Here is a 17,605-nt window from a genome sequence, read left to right on the forward strand (position 1 = left end):
AGATAATCCAACACCGCATGATAATCTGATTCAGCCAACTAAAACCATTGTGGATGACAAGGGTCAGTCCATTGATGGGAAGTCTGTCTTGCCAAACAGCACGCTGACTTACGTGGCTAAGCAAGATTTTGATCAGTATAAAGGGATGACAGCTGCCAAAGAAAGTGTCATGAAAGGCTTTATCTATGTCGATGATTACAAGGATGAAGCTATCGATGGTCATTCACTGGTTGTGAATTCCATTAAGGCCGCTAACGGAGATGATGTGACCAATCTCTTAGAGATGCGCCATGTGTTATCTCAAGATACCCTTGACGATAAGCTAAAAGCACTCATCAAGGCATCAGGCATTTCTCCAGTCGGTGAATTCTACATGTGGGTAGCTAAAGACCCAGCAGCCTTTTACAAAGCTTATGTTCAAAAAGGACTAGACATTACCTACAACTTGTCGTTTAAACTTAAACAAGAGTTCAAGAAAGGTGACATTACTAATCAAACCTATCAATTAGATATGGGGAATGGTTATTACGGCAATATCGTGGTTAACCACCTGCCTGAACTAGCTGTTCATAAAGAAGTGCTTGACCAAGATGGTAAGTCTATCCAAAATGGCACAGTGAAAATCGGTGATGAAGTAACTTATAAATTGGAAGGATGGGTAGTGCCAAGTAACCGTGGCTATGACCTAACAGAATACAAGTTTGTGGATCAACTTCAGCACACGCATGACCTCTACCAGAAAGATAAGGTCCTTGCGACAGTTGATATCACTTTATCAGATGGTACTATTATCCCTAAAGGCACTGACTTAGCGAAATATACTGAGACAGTTTACAATAAGGAAACAGGTCGTTATGAGTTGGCCTTTAAGGCAGACTTCCTCGCACAAATACCACGTACTAGTGAATTTGGAGCAGATGCTTTTGTGGTTGTTAAACGCATCAAAGCAGGTGATGTGACAAATGAGTACACTTTGTATGTCAACGGTAATCCTGTGAAGTCTAATAAAGTCACCACTCATACGCCAGAACCACCTCAACCTGTGACACCGAAAGCATCAGCTTTACCATCCACAGGTGAGCAAGGGGTATCTGTCCTAACAGTGCTTGGGGCAGGTTTACTATCACTTTTAGGCCTTGTAGGGCTTAAAAAGCGTCAACAGTAACCAAGTTAATGGATAAGCCATAAAAGGAGTTTACCTTGGGTCTATCCATTCTCTCTAGCAAGTAACTATTAGGGGGATCTCCTTTCCCTTCAAAAAACTAGCCGAAAAAGTTTACTATTGGTTACTTGTTAGGGTGAGTGGATAGATCTTGGCTAATTCCAAAACTTTAATAAGGAGATTTGTCATGCAAGAATTTATTGCGAATGGCCGTGTATCGAATATTCCAAATGATGCAGTTGGGAGAACAGCCAATGGGCGTGTCAGTTTTAAGTTTGATTTTGCCTGTGACACCAGTTTACAGGATAATGATGGAAAACCATTGACGAGTTTCTTCCACGTACAAGTTTATGGTAAACAGGCTGAAGTTATGGCACAAAGTTTATCAAAAGGTTCTCCAATTCTAGTTAAAGGCGAAATTATTCAGCGACCTTATACGACTGAACAGGGACAACGTCGTACCTTCCAGTATATTTCTCCAAGCCAACATGATGGTATCACTTTCTTAGAAGGTAAAGAAGCAGCTCAAAGACGTAAGCAAAAAAACTTTAATACTTCTCAGGTAGCAACTCCAAAAGAAGAACTACCAGCGCCAGTGGATGCGGATGAGCCTTTTTAAGCACTATAAAAGTGGATAGGAAGACCTATTCACTTTTTTGACAATGCAGTTATGAAAGTGAGGTTTAGAATGGAAATAGAACGATTGTCCTTGAAAGAACTCATTCCTTATGAGAAAAATGCCAAGAAACACCCACAATACCATGTGGATCAAATCAAACGTTCAATAGAACAATTTGGTAATATTGATCCCATTGCCATAGATGAAAACAATATGATTTTAGAGGGGCATGGTCGCTATCTAGCCCTAAAAGCATTAGGGATGACAGAAGTGCCTGTTATTCGGATTAAGCACCTTTCAGCTGAAGAAAAAAAGGCCTATATCCTAGTCCATAATCAGCTGACGCTTAGTACAGGTTTTGATTTCTCCATACTCGAAGAGGAATTAAGTGATATTGCTAGCCTTGATATGACGGACTTTGGCTTTTCAACACGCTTTTGGGAACTTCCTATTCTAGATGTTCACCGTGATGACGAAGATGACACCTTGAAAGGATCAATAGATACATCAGATTCTACAGCTGAGGAAGGAGTTGTGTATCAGCTTGGACAACATCGACTCATGTGTGGCGATGCGACCAACCCAGATCATGTCGCTAAACTTTTAGATGGGGAGATGATTGATTTGTATCTAACTGATCCTCCGTATAACGTCGCTTATGAGGGAAAAAGCAAAGAAGCCATGACCATTCAAAATGATAACTTATCTAGGCTTGCTTTTGAGAGATTTTTAGAAAATGCTTTTTCAACTGTGAATACTCATCTCAAAGCAGGAGGCGCTTTTTACATTTGGTATGCGGATAAAGAGAGACTATCTGTCTCAAAAGCCTTAGAATCGTGTGGGTGGGACATCAAGCAAACTCTGATTTGGGTTAAGAATCACTTTGTTTTAGGGCGACAAGATTACCAATGGCAACACGAACCTTGTATATATGGTTGGAAAAGCGGTGCTAAGCATTATTTTATCAGTGATTTTAGCTTAAGTACTATCTTTGAGTCCTCTCAAAGTTTATCTCAGTTGACAAAAGATGAGCTGGTAGCACTGATACAAAGCTATCAAGAAGAGACACCAACCACCATTTTACGAGAAAGAAAACCGCTTCAAAATAAGGAACATCCAACCATGAAGCCGATTCCTTTGATGGAACGATTGATTCGCAACTCCAGTCGTCAAGAAGAGCTGGTTTTTGATTCATTTTTAGGCAGCGGCACGACTTTGTTAGCTTGTGAAAACCTTAATCGCAGGTGTTATGGTATGGAGCTAGATCCAAAGTATGTTTCAGTCATTCTGAAACGCTATGAAGAGTTGACGGGTCAAAAACCACTAAAATTAAGTTGATATCAAGGAGGGGGAAGATGGCAAATGAGAACAATCTCATCCCTATTCGCAAACGAAGCTCGAAGGAAGCTCGAGAAATGGGAAAAAAGGGTGGTATTGCTTCAGGAAAAGTCAGACGAAAAAAGGCTAATTTGAAAAAGGCATTTGACACACTTCTTGCTTCTGAAGTGGCTAATGATGACATGAAAGCCTTTTTGACAGAACAGGGCTTTGAACCGTCTAATGAGATGGCACTTGCTATGGTTGTGTTACAAAAAGCCCTACGAGGGGATGCCAAGGCTTTAGCTCAAATCATGGACATCCTAGAATACCACTAAAAAAGTCAACCAAAGACAGAAACCTCTAAGATGATGCCCTTGAAATAAGGGTTATTTTCTTTGTTTCAAGTGATTTGCCCCTTTAAGAACAGGTTTTTCCATTATCTCCTATACTAAAGCTAAAAGAGATGGAGGAAATATCACATGCAATCAGATGCTCAATTAGATGATTTGATGAGCGAGTCTCTTTACATGAGACGGTTAGTCTATCGGTTAGGGACGCTTACAGAATCCCCACAAACGGATGAGGAGAAATGGCTTCATGCCTTTTTGGAACGGTATTGGTTGCTTACAATGGCAGAACGTTATCACTTATTTTGTTTTTCTTGTTTCTATATGCGAGAGGAGGAATGATGGTGGGCATATTAGATTATCTCATCTATATGGTGAGTCGTTTGTTGGCACTTAGCCCTCTTTTAGTCATTATAGGTTTTGGGCTGGTTAGCTATGGTTTGTGGAAACTATTCAAACAGTTAGGAATGATCTCCAAAAGGCTGTGGACCAATCGCAAACAGTTTCTTAAATGTTGTCAGCGTTTCATTTATGACTTACGCTCTAGCCTTTCTCAGCTGGAAAAAGAGAAACCTAGTCACTTAGCCAAATCTTTTGGCCGTCAATCTATCAAATGGATAAAAATTATTCCTCAGTGGCTCTTTAGCTTACTTTTCTTACTTTTTTGGAATCTTAGTGTTAGGGCTTTGGACTATCTGCCGTTTCTTCACAAGGAACGCAAACGCTTTGTCAAAGAAATGCGCCCCATTCTTTATTTCAAGACATCACGGAGTTTTGTGATGATGGGACTTAGCTTTAGTGCCATTGCGCTCATGTTAACCAACTACGTGGTGGCTTTTCTAAGGGCTTGTTTTCATTATTTTTACTTAACCCTTCAAAGCAAATCGCTAGAAATGACCTTTGATCAGAGTGGTCTTGCTTTTTCTAATCTTTGGTGGTTTGCTTCGTTCTCAGTTGCTCCTATTTTAGCTGTTCCGATCTTTTTGCTTGGTTTTGGCTTAGCTTGGCGCTCGGCTTGGATTAATTTTGAGCAGTATCGGAACTACAATAGTAATGAAGAAGGGGATGACCGCTTTGCGACGGAACAAGAAATCAAAACGCAATATGTCAAGGTTCCTAATAAAGCACAGTCTTTTGAGGGAAATGGAGGGCTTCCTGTTTTCCATGAAACTAAGAAAAGCCTAGGAGGCATGACATTAAGAGGGCATATCATCTGGCAGAATCGTAAAATCAGCCCGATTGTTACTCATGCGCAAAAAATTCTTGGCATCTATGGCAAACCCTCAGGCTACTATTACATCGAAACCAATCCCACCAACATGCTTGGTCTAGGAACAACTCGATCTGGTAAAGGAGAAGGCTTTATCACAGAAACCATTGATATCAATAGTCGAGCCAAAGAAAAGCCCTCAATGGTTATTGCAGACCCTAAAGGGGAACACTATCAATCCTCTTATAAAACCATGCGACAAAGAGGCTATGACGTGGAAGTCCTGTCATTTCAGAACATGGATTGGTCAATGTCGTATAACCCTTTAGCCCTTGCGATTGAAGCTGCTAAAAAGGGCTATTATGAAAAAGCACAGACCTATGTCAATGCGGTCGCAGAAGCTATTTACCGTAAAACCAAACCGGGTATGGGCAATGGCAATGCCAAGTATTGGGAAGACACCTCTATTTCACTCTTTAATGCCATTACGATTGCCCTCTTTGACCGTGCCAATGAAGCTCTTCAAAACGGCGAAGACGATGCTTGGGATACGGTGACCATTCGAAACGTGGCTAAATTCTTGACAGATTTAGGCTCAGAAGAAGTCTTGGTAGACAGTAGTGGCATGATTGTGGAAGAGCCAATGGACGACCAAATCCTAACTAAAAAATCAAAACTCACGGTGTATTTTGATAACCTTAGACAGATTAATCAGAGACGCTTTTCCAAGTTTCGAGAAATGGCTGATATTAATTTCAGGGCTTCTGACTTTGCTTCAGAAGAAACCAAAGGCAATGTTTTCTCTAGTATGATGGCAGGGATTACCCTCTTCTTACAAGATAATGTGGCGAAATTAACGTCTAAGAATGCCATTGATTTGACCTCTGTTGGTTTTCCAAGACGCTTAGCCATTCGCTTTCGCTCTAGTCATAATCGTCAATTGAAGAATGCCTTTTTGCATCAAACGGCTAAGATTACAATTACGAGCCACAAACAATGGGGGAAATCGCAAAAAGAGGTGGTTCATGTCAAGGAAGCAACAGCTCTTGTCGATGAGGCAGGCTATTTGACCTTTGTCATTGCCCCTAAACTGCCTGATACCTTTCAGATTAGGATTGATTTCAATCATGATGCCAATGACGAAGCTGTGAAAGACCAAGTCTTTCTTCTACAAGGGACGAAGGTTTATCAAAAAGCAGGTGGACTTGGCAATCGTCTTAAGAAAGATCCGTATAGCGATCAACCGCTACTTGATAAGGTGTCTATCACCATTCAAGAAGCCCCTAAAGGGTCTCTTCTTCAGCTGGACGACGTTGAGCTGACTTATTCCGATAAGCCTAAAGTGATTTACCTAGTAACGCCACCAAATAGAACAGAATACAATAGTATTGTATCTCTCTTTTTGGACCAACTCTTCAATGCCAATTATGAGATGGCACTCTCAAGTGGTCGCAAAACCGTCCATCGGATTGTTCATGTCCTTGATGAGTTTACCAATATTCCAATGATTCCACATATGGAAACCAAAATCTCGATTGGTCTTGGGCAAAATATTCTCTATTATCTTTGGGTACAAAACCTTGAGCAGCTGAGTGATAAGTATGGTGACAATGTTGCAGCAACCATCCGAAGCAATTGCTCGATTGAAGTTTACATCAAATCGAACTCTGATAAGACTAATAGTGCTTATAGCAAGGATCTGGGTACTCGAACCATTACATCACGTCACCGTTCAGCCAATATCATCGATGAAGCCAATCCAAATGTTTCTGTGACGCAGAAGAAACAGGAATTGTTGACCCCAACCCAGCTTTCAAAACTCCAAGAAGGAGAAGCTGTTATCTTACGTGGGGTGAAGGGACGAGACAAGAAGGGACGTAAAGTGACCACTGACCCTATTTTCTTACGTGAAAAAACGAGTCTGCCTTATCGGTACATGTTCTTAGAAGATGCTTTTGATCAAAGCATGACCTTGTCTGATATTCCAGTCAAAAGCGACCATAGAGGACTAGATTTGCAGGATATTGCCGTAGATGCCAAAACCAATTTTAATCATATGATTGCATGGCGCTATGATTTAATCAGTAACCCTGAAAGTCGTTTGGCAGGACGAAAACGTCCACAAGCTCCCAAACAATTTGAGTCTATCGATGATCTCTATGAAGAGACAGCGATTGACCTTTTTCAAGAGGAGAGTGACTACACGATGACAGAAGTATTGTAAGACATTGCATCAAAAAGGACGTAACAAAGTACGTCATTAGTTGATGATGTGGTGCAAACGTGTTATAATAACGGTAAATATATCATTGAAAAAGAGGGATTTGGATATGGCAAAAGCAAGAAAACTCATGGGCTTGTTTACGATTTTACTAGCCAGTATCTTACTAGTGGCTTGTGGACAGAAAACCACCAAAGACGGTGTACCAACCATTCTCCAAGACAAGTATAGTGGGTATTCGAAAGTTTCTGGTAGCTATAGATCTGATATCTTTTCAGAAGGGGGAAGCGAACTCATTTTTAATAAAAAGAAGCAGACCATTACAAATACCTCATACATTTCATCGTATGGGGATAAGGGGGTTACTTACTATTATCAAGTAGTTCCTGAAAATAAACTAACTTCTGAAGAAAAAGGGATTTTGACAAAACATAAGTCTGAATTAGAAGGTAAGGACTATTTTTTAATTAGAACAACTGATGATAAGGAATATGCGTCAAAATTAGTAGATGATACAAGTGGTCTTACTTATGGTGTTGTGTTAAGCGATGGTGGCAAAGCCATTCGTATCTTTGAATTTGAGAGTAGTGGTGCAGCCGATGTTTATTATGACTTCTCAGGTCAAACCATTAAATAAGATTTTTAAAGAGGTTCAAGTGAACCTCTTTTTTTGTCGCTAAACGAGTTGCCCATTTAAGCACATGATTTCCGATTATCCCTTAGACTAAAGTAGAATTCTAACAGAAAGAAGGCTACTTTATGACTTATGAGACCTTTTCAGACCTAGTTAGGGATCTTGAAAAGCTAGATGGAGAAATTACTGGAGAAAAGGGCCAAAAATTAGCGAGTTTTTACCAGTACTGGCATAACTATCTAGATGCGACTCCTGCTGTTCTGACGGTGATAAATAAATTGTTGGGTGGGATAGCTAAGGCACTCTATATGATGACCCTTAGCTTGGAACACGTTTTTAATAACCTTTTTAAGCTCTTTGGCCTGTTTGGCTATCTGACCGATTCAAGGACAGTCATTGGTCAGTTTTATCAATCCTTTCAGACGCTAGGTGTGGTTATTTTCGTCTTGGTCTTAATTGTGAGTGTGATGGCAGGGGTCTTTACCAAACCTGTCAAATACAAGGAAGCTGTTTTGACCTTTCTCTTAGTGACCTTGGTGACGTCGGTCTTACCGATGACCTTGACAACAGTCTCAACGACACTAGCACAAGATGCCGTTACTATTCAATCGACCAATGGAAAAGGTGAGTCCAACTATTCGTCCTTAGCCATTCAACCGCTGAAAAATAATGTGGTGGACCTTAAAGTCTTAGTTGATAAGAACTTTGACACCAATCTCTTTCCCATGGATGACCATGGCTATCTCATGCCTGTGGTGGATGGGGCCATTCCACTAAACAAGATTACAGATGATGTCAGTCAGAAAGACTCGATTGATTTTGTAACCCAATTGGACTTTGGGGCTAGCTATGGGGTTACTAATGCTAAATACCTACTAGATTGGCAAAAATCTCCAGGAAAAATGGGACTACAAGGTTTGTTTCAACACCAATTGAATGCCAATCGTGATGGGGTTGTGTCTATGAATGAAAGATCACCTCTAAAGGCTTTAGAAGCTGTCTATCCTCGATACAAGGTGAACTGGACGGCGGTCTTTGTCCAGTATGGCATTTTGTTGGTGCTATTAATAAGCATGTCGATTAAGTTTGTCAAGTCGGTGGTGGACATCTTGATTCAGGGAATTATCTCGCCCATTCAAGGTTATAGCTCGCTCAACCGTAAGAAATATGTGGAGCTGTTGAAGACTATCGGAGGCGCTCTCGCAGGGATTGTCTTTGAAGTCATGATTATGCGCATTACCTTAGAGATTTGTCGGGATTTTCCGGGGCTATCCCTATCGACAGTCGAACAATTTTCCGGCGCATTCACAACAGGTATGAGCGGTTGGGAACAATTTCTCGCTTGCAGCATCGTCTATCTTGGTATCTTTATGGCCGCCATGCAAGGAGTGACCATGATTGAACGCTGGCTTGGTGTTTCAACGGGTCATAGTGAGACCGCCCAACAATTGATTGGGGCGATGATGGCAGGTAATGCCTTTGCGAGCGGAGTTGCTGGAGTTGGTAGTCTCGCCTTAGGGGCAGGTAAAATGGGGGTTCACGCAGTTAAGAAAACCCCAAGTGCCATTGCCGGAGGGATTGCTAAGACGGCAGGAACCTTTGGAGGCATAACCGATATTTGGAAAGACCAAGGAACGGCTGATACGGTTAAAGGTGGGATTAGTAGTGGGATTGATGCGGCGACAGCTATGGCTAATCAAGCTTTAGGTCATCCTACTCAAAAAGCCAAACAATCCCACGATAAAGCTTACGAGGCTCTGAAACACCAAAAGGGTACTAAAGATGCCAACAAGCAAGGGCAACAAAATGAACCACCACTTGGTACACCCCAACAAAACCAACCCCGTCAAGAAGGCGAAGGCGGTATTACTGATCCAACGCTACCAACGGCTATCATACAGGAACAAGGAGTGGCCAGCCAGTCTGATCAAGACCTTTCTTCTCCCTTATTTCAATCGACAGAAGGCGGTGTTACCGATCCAACGTTGCCACAAGACCTGACACAAACTCAAGAAAATCCTAGTCCGTTTAACCAATCGCCTGCCTCAGCCTTATCTCAGTCGAAAGAAGCGGTTATCTCTGACCCCTTGTCAAAACCAAAAGTGTCGTCAGGCTTAGGTCACTTGGCTAAGTCTAAACAGGGCCTGACACAGGCCAATCAATACCTTAACCAACAAAGCCATATCAAAGGGGCTGAGAGTGATGAGGAGGAATAGCCAATGGAGCTAAAGGACAAGCACGTCGTCATTACAGGAAGTCTCAGACCCCTGAAACGAGTTGAAGCAATGACCTATTTAGAAGATGCGGGCGCTATTGTCCAAGGCTTTGTGTCTAGGAAAACGGATATTCTCATTGTGGGACACAAACAATTGTCGCTCTTTGAGCCGGAGAAACAGTCTCGAAAGCTCCTTGTGGCGGAAGCTTTAAAAACTCAAGGGTACGCCATTAGGCTTGTTACAGAAAGTCAATTTTTTGAGTGGCTCAGAACATCTCACCGTTGGTGAGGTGTTTTTTTAGTCAGTTGCCCATTTAAGCACATGATTGTCGATTATCCCTTAAGATGGTTTTATTAGGAATCGAGGAGGTATTTTATGAAAGATAGTTATGGTGTGCCACGTGATATTTATGCCAAAGTTAAAATTCTAGGTGTCTTTCTGATGGACATTGTCTTTGTCAGTTTAACGGGTATCTTAGCTTTTACCTTTGGAATGAAAGTCTTTCCCCCACAAGAGTGGCCAGTCTTTTTAGTCTTTTGGCTCTTAAGTGTTACTTTGGTCGTGTATTTATTATTACCGGTCAAGGGTGGCAAGAAAAACTGGCAAAGCATCCTCTTATTTTTCAGCCGAAGATGTAAACGCTACATCAGTATCAATCACAGGCAAGGAGGCAAACATGGCGCTTAGAAAACAAGCAACAATAACTGACAACTCAATGAAACGACTAGGCAAGAAAGAAGACCGATCTCAGCGAAAACGCTTTGGCTTAACCAAATCAACACTTGAGCTACTAGCAGTCAAGAGGATTCTCTCTCAGCCTCCTCACTATATTCAGCTGAAAGATGATACTTACCTTGAGCTGATGGAAATCTCAGGCAAGGACCTCGATTATCTCAGTGAGAGTGAGATCAGACGTACCTTGATGAATTTTGAAACGTGGCTTACTAATGTACACGCGGATATTCAGGTAGAAACCACACGTCTTCCCACCAATACCGATCCACAAATTGCTCATCTCAGACATCATTTAGAGGCCGTCAAAATGGAGTTGGGCCGCCCCTCTCTTTCTGATAGGCGACAAAAACAATTAGTAGATCGTAAAGCGCTGTTGGAAACGAAGATTCGGATTGAAGAACAAATTAAGCAAGAAATTTATAATGCGGAGTTTATACTTTGGCTTTTTGCACCAACCATCACAGATATGGATACCATAGTGCGTAAAGTTCAAACCAGTGGCAATCAAGATTTTGTGCCTGAACCGATTCGGTTGGAAAAGAAAAAGCAATTGTTGACCCAGTTTTATAACATGTTAGATAGTCTCTAGGAGGAAACCATGCCATTATTATCGAAAAGACATGAACGACAACTGATGAAGGACGGCTATGATTTAGCCCTGTTGAGTACTATTCAGCCGCAAGGAAATCTCACCTTTCGAAAGTCTGATCGCTATTTTGAAGCAGGCGATGGGTTACACACGACCTTGCATTATTATGGCTACCCTGCTTCTGATCTTCCTCGCTTTTGGTTGACAGACCTTTTACAACTGTCTGATACCATTGCTTTTTTAAGTCTCTATCGTCAAGACAATCAAGCCATCAAAACGGTCTTACAGGATTCCATTGAAGAAAAGTCGACACGCCTGTCAAATAATGCCAAGGTGGTTGCTAATCAGACTGAAATAACCCAGATTCGTGAATTGACGCAACTTCACCAAGAGATTGAACGGACCAATTTAGCGACTTTTGGTATGTACACACGGGTCTATGTGTCTGATCAGACTAGAGAAGGCTTGTTTGAACAAGTGACCAATCTTAAGAATAAGACCTCGAAATATAAGGCTACGATTTTATTAGGCGAACAAGACTTGGAATACCAAGCCCCCTTTGTGCCAGCATCACTCCAACAAGATCTTCCCAATCATCGCAAAGGTACCTTCATTCGGGTGGATGACCTTGCAGGAGGCTACCCTTTTAATCATACCAAGCTAGAGGACGAAAGAGGCTCTTATTTTGGTTGGACACCAACTAAAGGGGCGGTTAATTTCGATTTTCTGCATCGTGATGACCGTAGAACACGCTCTTTTATGATTGTGTCAGGTAATCCTAAAATGGGGCAACGCTCGTTTCTCTTGAAACAAACCGATGACCTCTATGCCAAGGGGCACTTCATCCGAAACCTTGATGCCAGTGGGATGTTTACAGATCAAACCAAACAACAAGCAGGTTTAGTGCTTGACTTGTCGGGTGAAGCTAATCGGATTAACCCTTTTCAAATTTTTCCAACAGTAACCAAAGACAATGGGATTGAAGTGGATGAGGAAAAATCCTACCAACAACACCTCCAAAAGCTAAAGAATCTTTTTCAGTTACTTAATAGTGAGGTAACAGGCGATGACCTTGCGACCTTTGGAAAATTGGTCAACGATTTCTATATTGATGAGGTAAGGATTTGGTTTCGCAATCCTGCTCTCCATGAAGGAGAGCTGCGTGCCACGCAATTGGTGGCAGAAGAATATCCGATTTTGTCCGATTTCATCCTCTTTTTAGAAGATAAAAAACGGCAAAGTCAAGCTCGCAAACACCCTGATAAATTGGAGTTAAAAACCATTAATCGAGCGCTCAATACCTTTGAGGAACTCTTAAGTTCCCATGCGGCCATTTTTGAAGGGACAACAGCTTTTCGAGATATTTCAACAGAACAAGTCGTGACCTTTGACTTATCAGGTTTAGTGGATAGCCCTCATCTCCTTAATGCACAAGTCTTTTCCTTGTTATCGTTGATGTCGGCCGATATTGTCAATAACGGTAAACAATGTCGTCAGCGCTTAAAAACGCATCCGCACTTGACCGAGATGGATATGCCCCACTACATTGTCACCATTAGTGATGCTCAGACATTGATGACTCCTCAGTATGAACAAAGTGTCTCGCTTCTAGCAAGCGTCATTGATCGGATGGGCTACAATTTTGCGGGGGTCATCTTGTCTGTGCACTCACTTGAAGGGATTTTACTAGAGACCAACCAAACCTCTGCCAAAGATCCATATGTTTTAGCTGTGAGACGAATATTTGGCTTAATGCAGTACCGGGTCTTTGCCCAAACGGATGAAACCAGTATTGGTCTCTTATCCAATGCCTTACATGGGGCAATGAATGCTTCAGAGCTTGAGACCTTGCCACGATTGGCTAAGGGACAGCTCTTGATGAACATTGCAGGGGTTAAAAATATCGTCTTTAATCAACAATTTTTAGCGCAAGAATTAGAGCGTTACGGTAGTATTCAATAAAAGAAAGGGTGTTGACTAATGAAATCTAAACAAGGCTTTTTCAGCCGACAAAAGCTAGCCCTAGAGGCTTATGTGGCGCTTCGTAAAGAGCGGATGCGACAAGAACGGGAATACTTCGCTTCTAGCGGACCATCTGATCCAGAGCGATTGCAGGCACAAGCCGAGCGGAATCGTCAATTTCTCAAAGACTTGAAAAAAGTTGGCATTGTGGTATTTACTTTCCTACTTGTTTATGCCATCATGCGCACGATTCTTGGGTTATGGTAGGAGACTCAAATGAAAAAAACAGTAATGACAGTTGGTAGTTTGTTCTTACTGGGTTACATGGTGATTGTTGCTTTTGCCAGCCTGTTGATTGGTGCGGTAGGAGATGGAGCGTCACCTTGTGATGTTAGTCCTCAGACAGCTTCAGTACCTACGGATGCTAGCAACGCTTCGATTGATGTCTTTGTCAAGCAACATGAGGAGGCTTACCTTTTGTCGTGGAAAGCGGGAGGTTTTCTGCCCTCTGCATCCATCACCCAGACCATGATTGAAAATGGCTTTAACTTCAGTAATCCCAATGGAACTTCCCTCTGGCAAGCTCATAATATGGGCGGTGTGAAAACCTCTAGCCTATCTAACTTTCCAGTGACCCTAGCAACTTATGGTCAAGATAGTGTTGACCTTTCAGGAACGAAACCGGGATCTCGTGTTGGTGATGGTACAGGTGGGGCATACACGTGGTTTTCTAGTTATGATGCAGGAATTGTTGGCAAGGCTGAATTTATGGCCCACCAAACCTTGTATCAAAAAGCGATTAATAATACCGATGGTGTCGCCACGCTGTCTGCTATTGCGGACGGTGGTTGGGCAACTGATGGGTCGTATAAGACCAAGTTAGTCGCCATGTACCAGACCTTAGGGACAAAGTACCAGTGGTTAGACCAAAAAGCGATAGAGCAATACGGGGAAAAACCCTATCAAACCTCCCAATCCTCTTTCTCAGCTGATACTAAGCGAGACGCTAGTAGTGATGAAGGCGTAGTTGAGGAATCTAGTGATTGTAGCGATGGGGCTTCAGGTGATTCGGTAGACGGGACAGGGGCTGTTCCAGTCGATGCGACGGCTTGGGGCTATAAACCAGATAATCTTCCACAGAGTCTAAAGTCCTATATCATTGACCCTAGCAGAAATGGCTTAGTTTATGGTGGTAGTGGCTGGGTGGAGAACTCAGGCCAATGCGTTGATTTAACCGTTAGCTTAGGTAATCGTTTGTGGGGGCATTCAGGAACGGTTATTGGTAACGGAAAAGACCAAGCAAGAGCTTGGGCAGCTATCTTTGGCAACTCGGTTAAAACAACTCCTAAAAAAGGAGCAATCTTTTCGACTCAAAATGGAGGTGGTGGATATGGACATACCGGTATTGTCTGTCATGTCTTTGAAGATGGTTCTATTTTGATTGTGGAACAAAACACACCATTATCAGGACACGATTACTTCCATCAAAATAACACGTGGAACTACCGTATTTGGACACCTGCCCAACAAAAAGCAGAAATCACTACTTTTGCTTATCCAGATGGTAAAGAAGCGAATATCAAGTAGAGAGAAGGAGAAGAGATGTTAAAATACCTCAAAGACTATTGGATGTTTGTAGGGATTGTGTTGTTGGTTGGTCTTTTTGTTGGAATGTCATTCTTACATCCTCATAAAAAGTCTTCCCAAACAACCACCGCACCAACGGAGAAAGTGATGAAAGATAAGGGGGCATCCTCCGAAGAGCTGCCAGCTGAAACTGAAAACGAAAAAAACTATCGACAGGCTTTTCTTGCTTTAGAGAGACCCTACGGAAGTGTTCATTCATCTGAGAAGGAAAAGCTCTCAGCTAGTCTTTTCCAAGGACTTCAAACGCTAACAGCTGCCCAAACCGTCTCAGATGTCACAGGGACGGTTGAGAATCACTTGAGTATGACGAGTCAAGCTATGCTTGAGACGGTGGGGATTGCTTTTCTGGTCAATCACTATCAAGTGGATCAGGAGAGTCTCTTAGTAACCCCCTCTAAAGCAGAGGATGTCCTTCAGTTTTTAGTCGTTTTGAAAAAGGAGAATAGCCCCAATGCTTACCTGATTGGGAATTGGAATAAGACGGTTGACCAGCTTCAAATCGTTCAGATTATCGGAGGAGATATTGGAGCAACCTATGGTTAATCACTTTGCATGTCAGATTCTGTATGGACAATAGGCTTCTTTTATGGTAAAATAATGACGTAATAAGTTACGTCATTAAACAAAGAGGGAGGCAAATATGACTAGAGAAGACATCGACCCTTTGGGTAAGCGACGGCAAGAAGCGCCAAAGAACTATGAAAAGAAAAAACGGTACACCTTGGCCTTTTATCCCAAAACACGGGAAGAAAAGCTAGAAGCTTTAGTTCAGTATCACGGCGCTAAATCAGCTTCGGAATATTTGGAACAAGTGATTGAGCGTGAGTGGCAAAACATCAAAGACATTTGGAGGAGCTAATCTATGTATATTATAAATTTTCGCTTTATAGGAGCCTGTATCACCTTGTTCCTTGTGGCTGGTATTTGTGCGACTTTATTTGGGAAATTCGGCTTTCAAGTATTCTTCCTCTTGTGTTTGTATGGGTTCTTTCGAAAGTTCTTATCGAATGGGGGAGCTATTCTAGCGATTCTTTTTCTGATGGTCTTATGTGGCGGTGGACCAATCCTTTGGTCAGCAGCACTTAGTTTGTTTGGCATAGTCCTATTAGGTATCGTAGCTATTATTGCCTTAATGGGCTTGTGGGTCGCTTTAACAAAAAAACGTCGTCAGTCATAGGCGGTATTAGGGATAGTCAATAAACCTCTTGGATAAGTCATCCAAGAGGTTTTTGATTGTGAAAACAGAACTTGAAGTCCAAATGGGAAATAAGTACACTAATACCTAATCACAGATTGTGGAGGTTTCAAAGTGATCGACGAACGTGTCTTAAAAAGACAATGTCAAGAAGTAGCTATTAAGGAGTTTCATCGGTTGGTGGCAAAACACGATCAAGATATGATTCCAATCATGAAGCAACGAGGTTATACTTATGTGCAGTCAACTGAACGAACGGTCACGCTGACTTTTGGGGAGATTCGCTTTAGACGAAGACGATGGCGAAAAGGGAGTCATTGGGTCACTCCTGTTGATGAGTATCTCGGTTTAGAATCCTATGTCAGATACTCTAAAGAATTTTTGTATCAAGTGGCAGAACTCGCCACCATGATGCCCTATGCCAAAGTGGTTTATACGGTTTGGTTGACCTATAATGTTCATATCACCAAATCAACCGTTGTCAAAGCCGTCAAGCTTGCTCGTCAGCTACTGGAAGAACGAGAAGATTATCGCTTTTTTGAAGAAAAAGAAGTTCCTCAAAAACAAGCTGTTGATATTATCTATATTGAAGGTGATGGCGTTATGGTTAAGGCGAGACATGAAGAAACTGAGAACAGACACTTTGACTTATCGCATTTTATGGTTCATACGGGCAGCCAAAGAGCAGGTGGAAAGCGATTTGCATTAAGTGGCAAAAAAGAGTTTGTGACACTCAGTAACCGTCTGACGAGAGATCAGGTGCTTGATTATCTCTACAATCATTTTGATATCACCGATAAGACCCTTTTGATTACGAATTCAGATGGTGGTCACGGTTATACCCCTTATGTTTTTAAAGAAATGGCCAAGGCCTTGGGTATCAAGCATCATGAGCATTTTTGGGATGAGTGTCATGTCAACAAGCAATTAATTAGCACATTTAAGCCTTACGGCCGAGAACTGCTTGATTTAGCCTTTCAAGCGATTCAAACGCATGATAAAGGCAAACTCAGAATGGCATTTGAGACAGCTGAAAGTCTAGAAGAGTCAAGTGATAGACTCGAGACTTTAGTAAGCGTTAAGAAACAATATCTTGCGAATTTTCAGTATACCTTATCCGCTGAGATGAGAGGTTTACCCCCTGCAGGCATTGGTGTTATGGAGAGTCAACATCGTAAAATCACCTATCGGATGAAGAAACGTGGCATGTATTGGACCTTCTGGGGAGCCGAAACCATGGCTCAACTCATCGTGATGTTATACGAAGGGAATTTGAGAGAGCTGTTCTTTGGGGATTGGCGAGAGAAATACCAATCTATTTCTCAAGGGTCTGACAATTCTCGTCCACGAGAGAAACAGTCAGCGAAAGACTATTTCCCTGAACATCGCAGACCTTGGTCAAGAGACTATCAGCGTAGTATTCGTTATTAAGATGAACCATTTCAAAAAACTTTCGTCAAGAAGGTCTTTTTGTCATGCTTTTATTGTCATTTATCTTGTCAAGTATGACTTTGTGTGCTATAATAAATACAAATTAACGCATAAAAAAAGTCGCAAGAACGAACCTTCTTGCGACACCGAGTAAGAAAATGGCACTTTCTTACTCAGTCACCTACCTACTATAAGGGATAACAGGAAAACTGTCAAGGGGCTGAGCAAGAAAAAATGCTTAGTCTTTCTTGTTTTTCTCGGTTTTTGTTCTCCCTGATGAATCAACCGTGCGCTACCTAAAAAATTTGAACACATAC

General features: G+C 41.9%; 18 protein-coding genes. All 18 read left to right on the forward strand.

Features of this window, described 5'->3' with window-relative positions:
• Positions 1-1,165: SspB-related isopeptide-forming adhesin (locus H346_RS10000; RefSeq protein ID WP_156888893.1), on the forward strand; the 1,165-nt coding region annotated here is incomplete at its 5' end.
• A 184-nt stretch (positions 1,166-1,349) separates the two neighbouring features.
• On the forward strand, positions 1,350-1,781 hold the full coding sequence (locus H346_RS0109100) for a single-stranded DNA-binding protein (protein ID WP_027970814.1): 432 nt from the start codon (positions 1,350-1,352) through the stop codon (positions 1,779-1,781).
• A gap of 69 nt (positions 1,782-1,850) precedes the next feature.
• Complete coding sequence (locus tag H346_RS0109105) at positions 1,851-3,119, forward strand: site-specific DNA-methyltransferase (RefSeq protein WP_027970815.1); 1,269 nt, start codon at positions 1,851-1,853, stop codon at positions 3,117-3,119.
• A 17-nt stretch (positions 3,120-3,136) separates the two neighbouring features.
• A complete protein-coding gene (locus tag H346_RS0109110; RefSeq protein ID WP_027970816.1) occupies positions 3,137-3,436 on the forward strand; it encodes a hypothetical protein in 300 nt (99 codons plus the stop codon).
• A 144-nt stretch (positions 3,437-3,580) separates the two neighbouring features.
• Positions 3,581-3,790, forward strand: coding sequence for a hypothetical protein (locus H346_RS0109115; RefSeq protein ID WP_027970817.1), 210 nt, complete (start codon positions 3,581-3,583; stop codon positions 3,788-3,790).
• Entirely contained in the window at positions 3,790-6,882 is a 3,093-nt protein-coding gene (locus H346_RS0109120) for a VirD4-like conjugal transfer protein, CD1115 family (protein ID WP_244147260.1), read from the forward strand. Before H346_RS0109115 ends, H346_RS0109120 begins: the two co-directional genes overlap by 1 nt.
• 106 nt (positions 6,883-6,988) lie before the next feature.
• Positions 6,989-7,516, forward strand: coding sequence for a hypothetical protein (locus H346_RS0109125; protein ID WP_027970819.1), 528 nt, complete (start codon positions 6,989-6,991; stop codon positions 7,514-7,516).
• Between the two features lie 122 nt (positions 7,517-7,638).
• Complete coding sequence (locus H346_RS0109130; protein ID WP_027970820.1) at positions 7,639-9,729, forward strand: pLS20_p028 family conjugation system transmembrane protein; 2,091 nt, start codon at positions 7,639-7,641, stop codon at positions 9,727-9,729.
• Positions 9,730-9,732: 3 nt separating this feature from the next.
• Positions 9,733-10,017 carry a BRCT domain-containing protein gene (locus tag H346_RS0109135; RefSeq protein WP_027970821.1) on the forward strand — a complete coding sequence of 95 codons (285 nt, stop codon included), beginning with the start codon at positions 9,733-9,735 and terminating at the stop codon, positions 10,015-10,017.
• Positions 10,018-10,104: 87 nt separating this feature from the next.
• Positions 10,105-10,416, forward strand: a complete 312-nt coding sequence (locus tag H346_RS0109140) for a DUF5592 family protein (RefSeq protein ID WP_000655412.1) — start codon at positions 10,105-10,107, stop codon at positions 10,414-10,416.
• A complete protein-coding gene (locus H346_RS0109145; RefSeq protein WP_027970822.1) occupies positions 10,406-11,053 on the forward strand; it encodes a hypothetical protein in 648 nt (215 codons plus the stop codon). The genes H346_RS0109140 and H346_RS0109145 overlap by 11 nt, the downstream gene beginning before the upstream one ends.
• A 9-nt stretch (positions 11,054-11,062) precedes the next feature.
• The gene (locus H346_RS0109150; RefSeq protein WP_027970823.1) at positions 11,063-13,015 is read left to right on the forward strand and encodes a virulence factor; all 1,953 of its coding nucleotides are present in this window, start codon (positions 11,063-11,065) and stop codon (positions 13,013-13,015) included.
• A gap of 18 nt (positions 13,016-13,033) precedes the next feature.
• Entirely contained in the window at positions 13,034-13,282 is a 249-nt protein-coding gene (locus tag H346_RS0109155; RefSeq protein WP_027970824.1) for a hypothetical protein, read from the forward strand.
• A 9-nt stretch (positions 13,283-13,291) separates the two neighbouring features.
• Positions 13,292-14,602 carry a CHAP domain-containing protein gene (locus tag H346_RS0109160; RefSeq protein ID WP_027970825.1) on the forward strand — a complete coding sequence of 437 codons (1,311 nt, stop codon included), beginning with the start codon at positions 13,292-13,294 and terminating at the stop codon, positions 14,600-14,602.
• Positions 14,603-14,617: 15 nt separating this feature from the next.
• Positions 14,618-15,205 carry a hypothetical protein gene (locus H346_RS0109165; RefSeq protein WP_027970826.1) on the forward strand — a complete coding sequence of 196 codons (588 nt, stop codon included), beginning with the start codon at positions 14,618-14,620 and terminating at the stop codon, positions 15,203-15,205.
• Positions 15,206-15,302: 97 nt separating this feature from the next.
• Positions 15,303-15,521 carry a hypothetical protein gene (locus tag H346_RS0109170; RefSeq protein ID WP_027970827.1) on the forward strand — a complete coding sequence of 73 codons (219 nt, stop codon included), beginning with the start codon at positions 15,303-15,305 and terminating at the stop codon, positions 15,519-15,521.
• A gap of 3 nt (positions 15,522-15,524) precedes the next feature.
• On the forward strand, positions 15,525-15,839 hold the full coding sequence (locus H346_RS0109175; RefSeq protein WP_027970828.1) for a hypothetical protein: 315 nt from the start codon (positions 15,525-15,527) through the stop codon (positions 15,837-15,839).
• Between the two features lie 132 nt (positions 15,840-15,971).
• Positions 15,972-17,288, forward strand: a complete 1,317-nt coding sequence (locus H346_RS0109180; protein WP_027970829.1) for an ISLre2 family transposase — start codon at positions 15,972-15,974, stop codon at positions 17,286-17,288.
• Positions 17,289-17,605 lie beyond the last annotated feature (317 nt).

The sequence above is a fragment of the Streptococcus castoreus DSM 17536 genome, assembly GCF_000425025.1.
Classification (GTDB): domain Bacteria; phylum Bacillota; class Bacilli; order Lactobacillales; family Streptococcaceae; genus Streptococcus; species Streptococcus castoreus.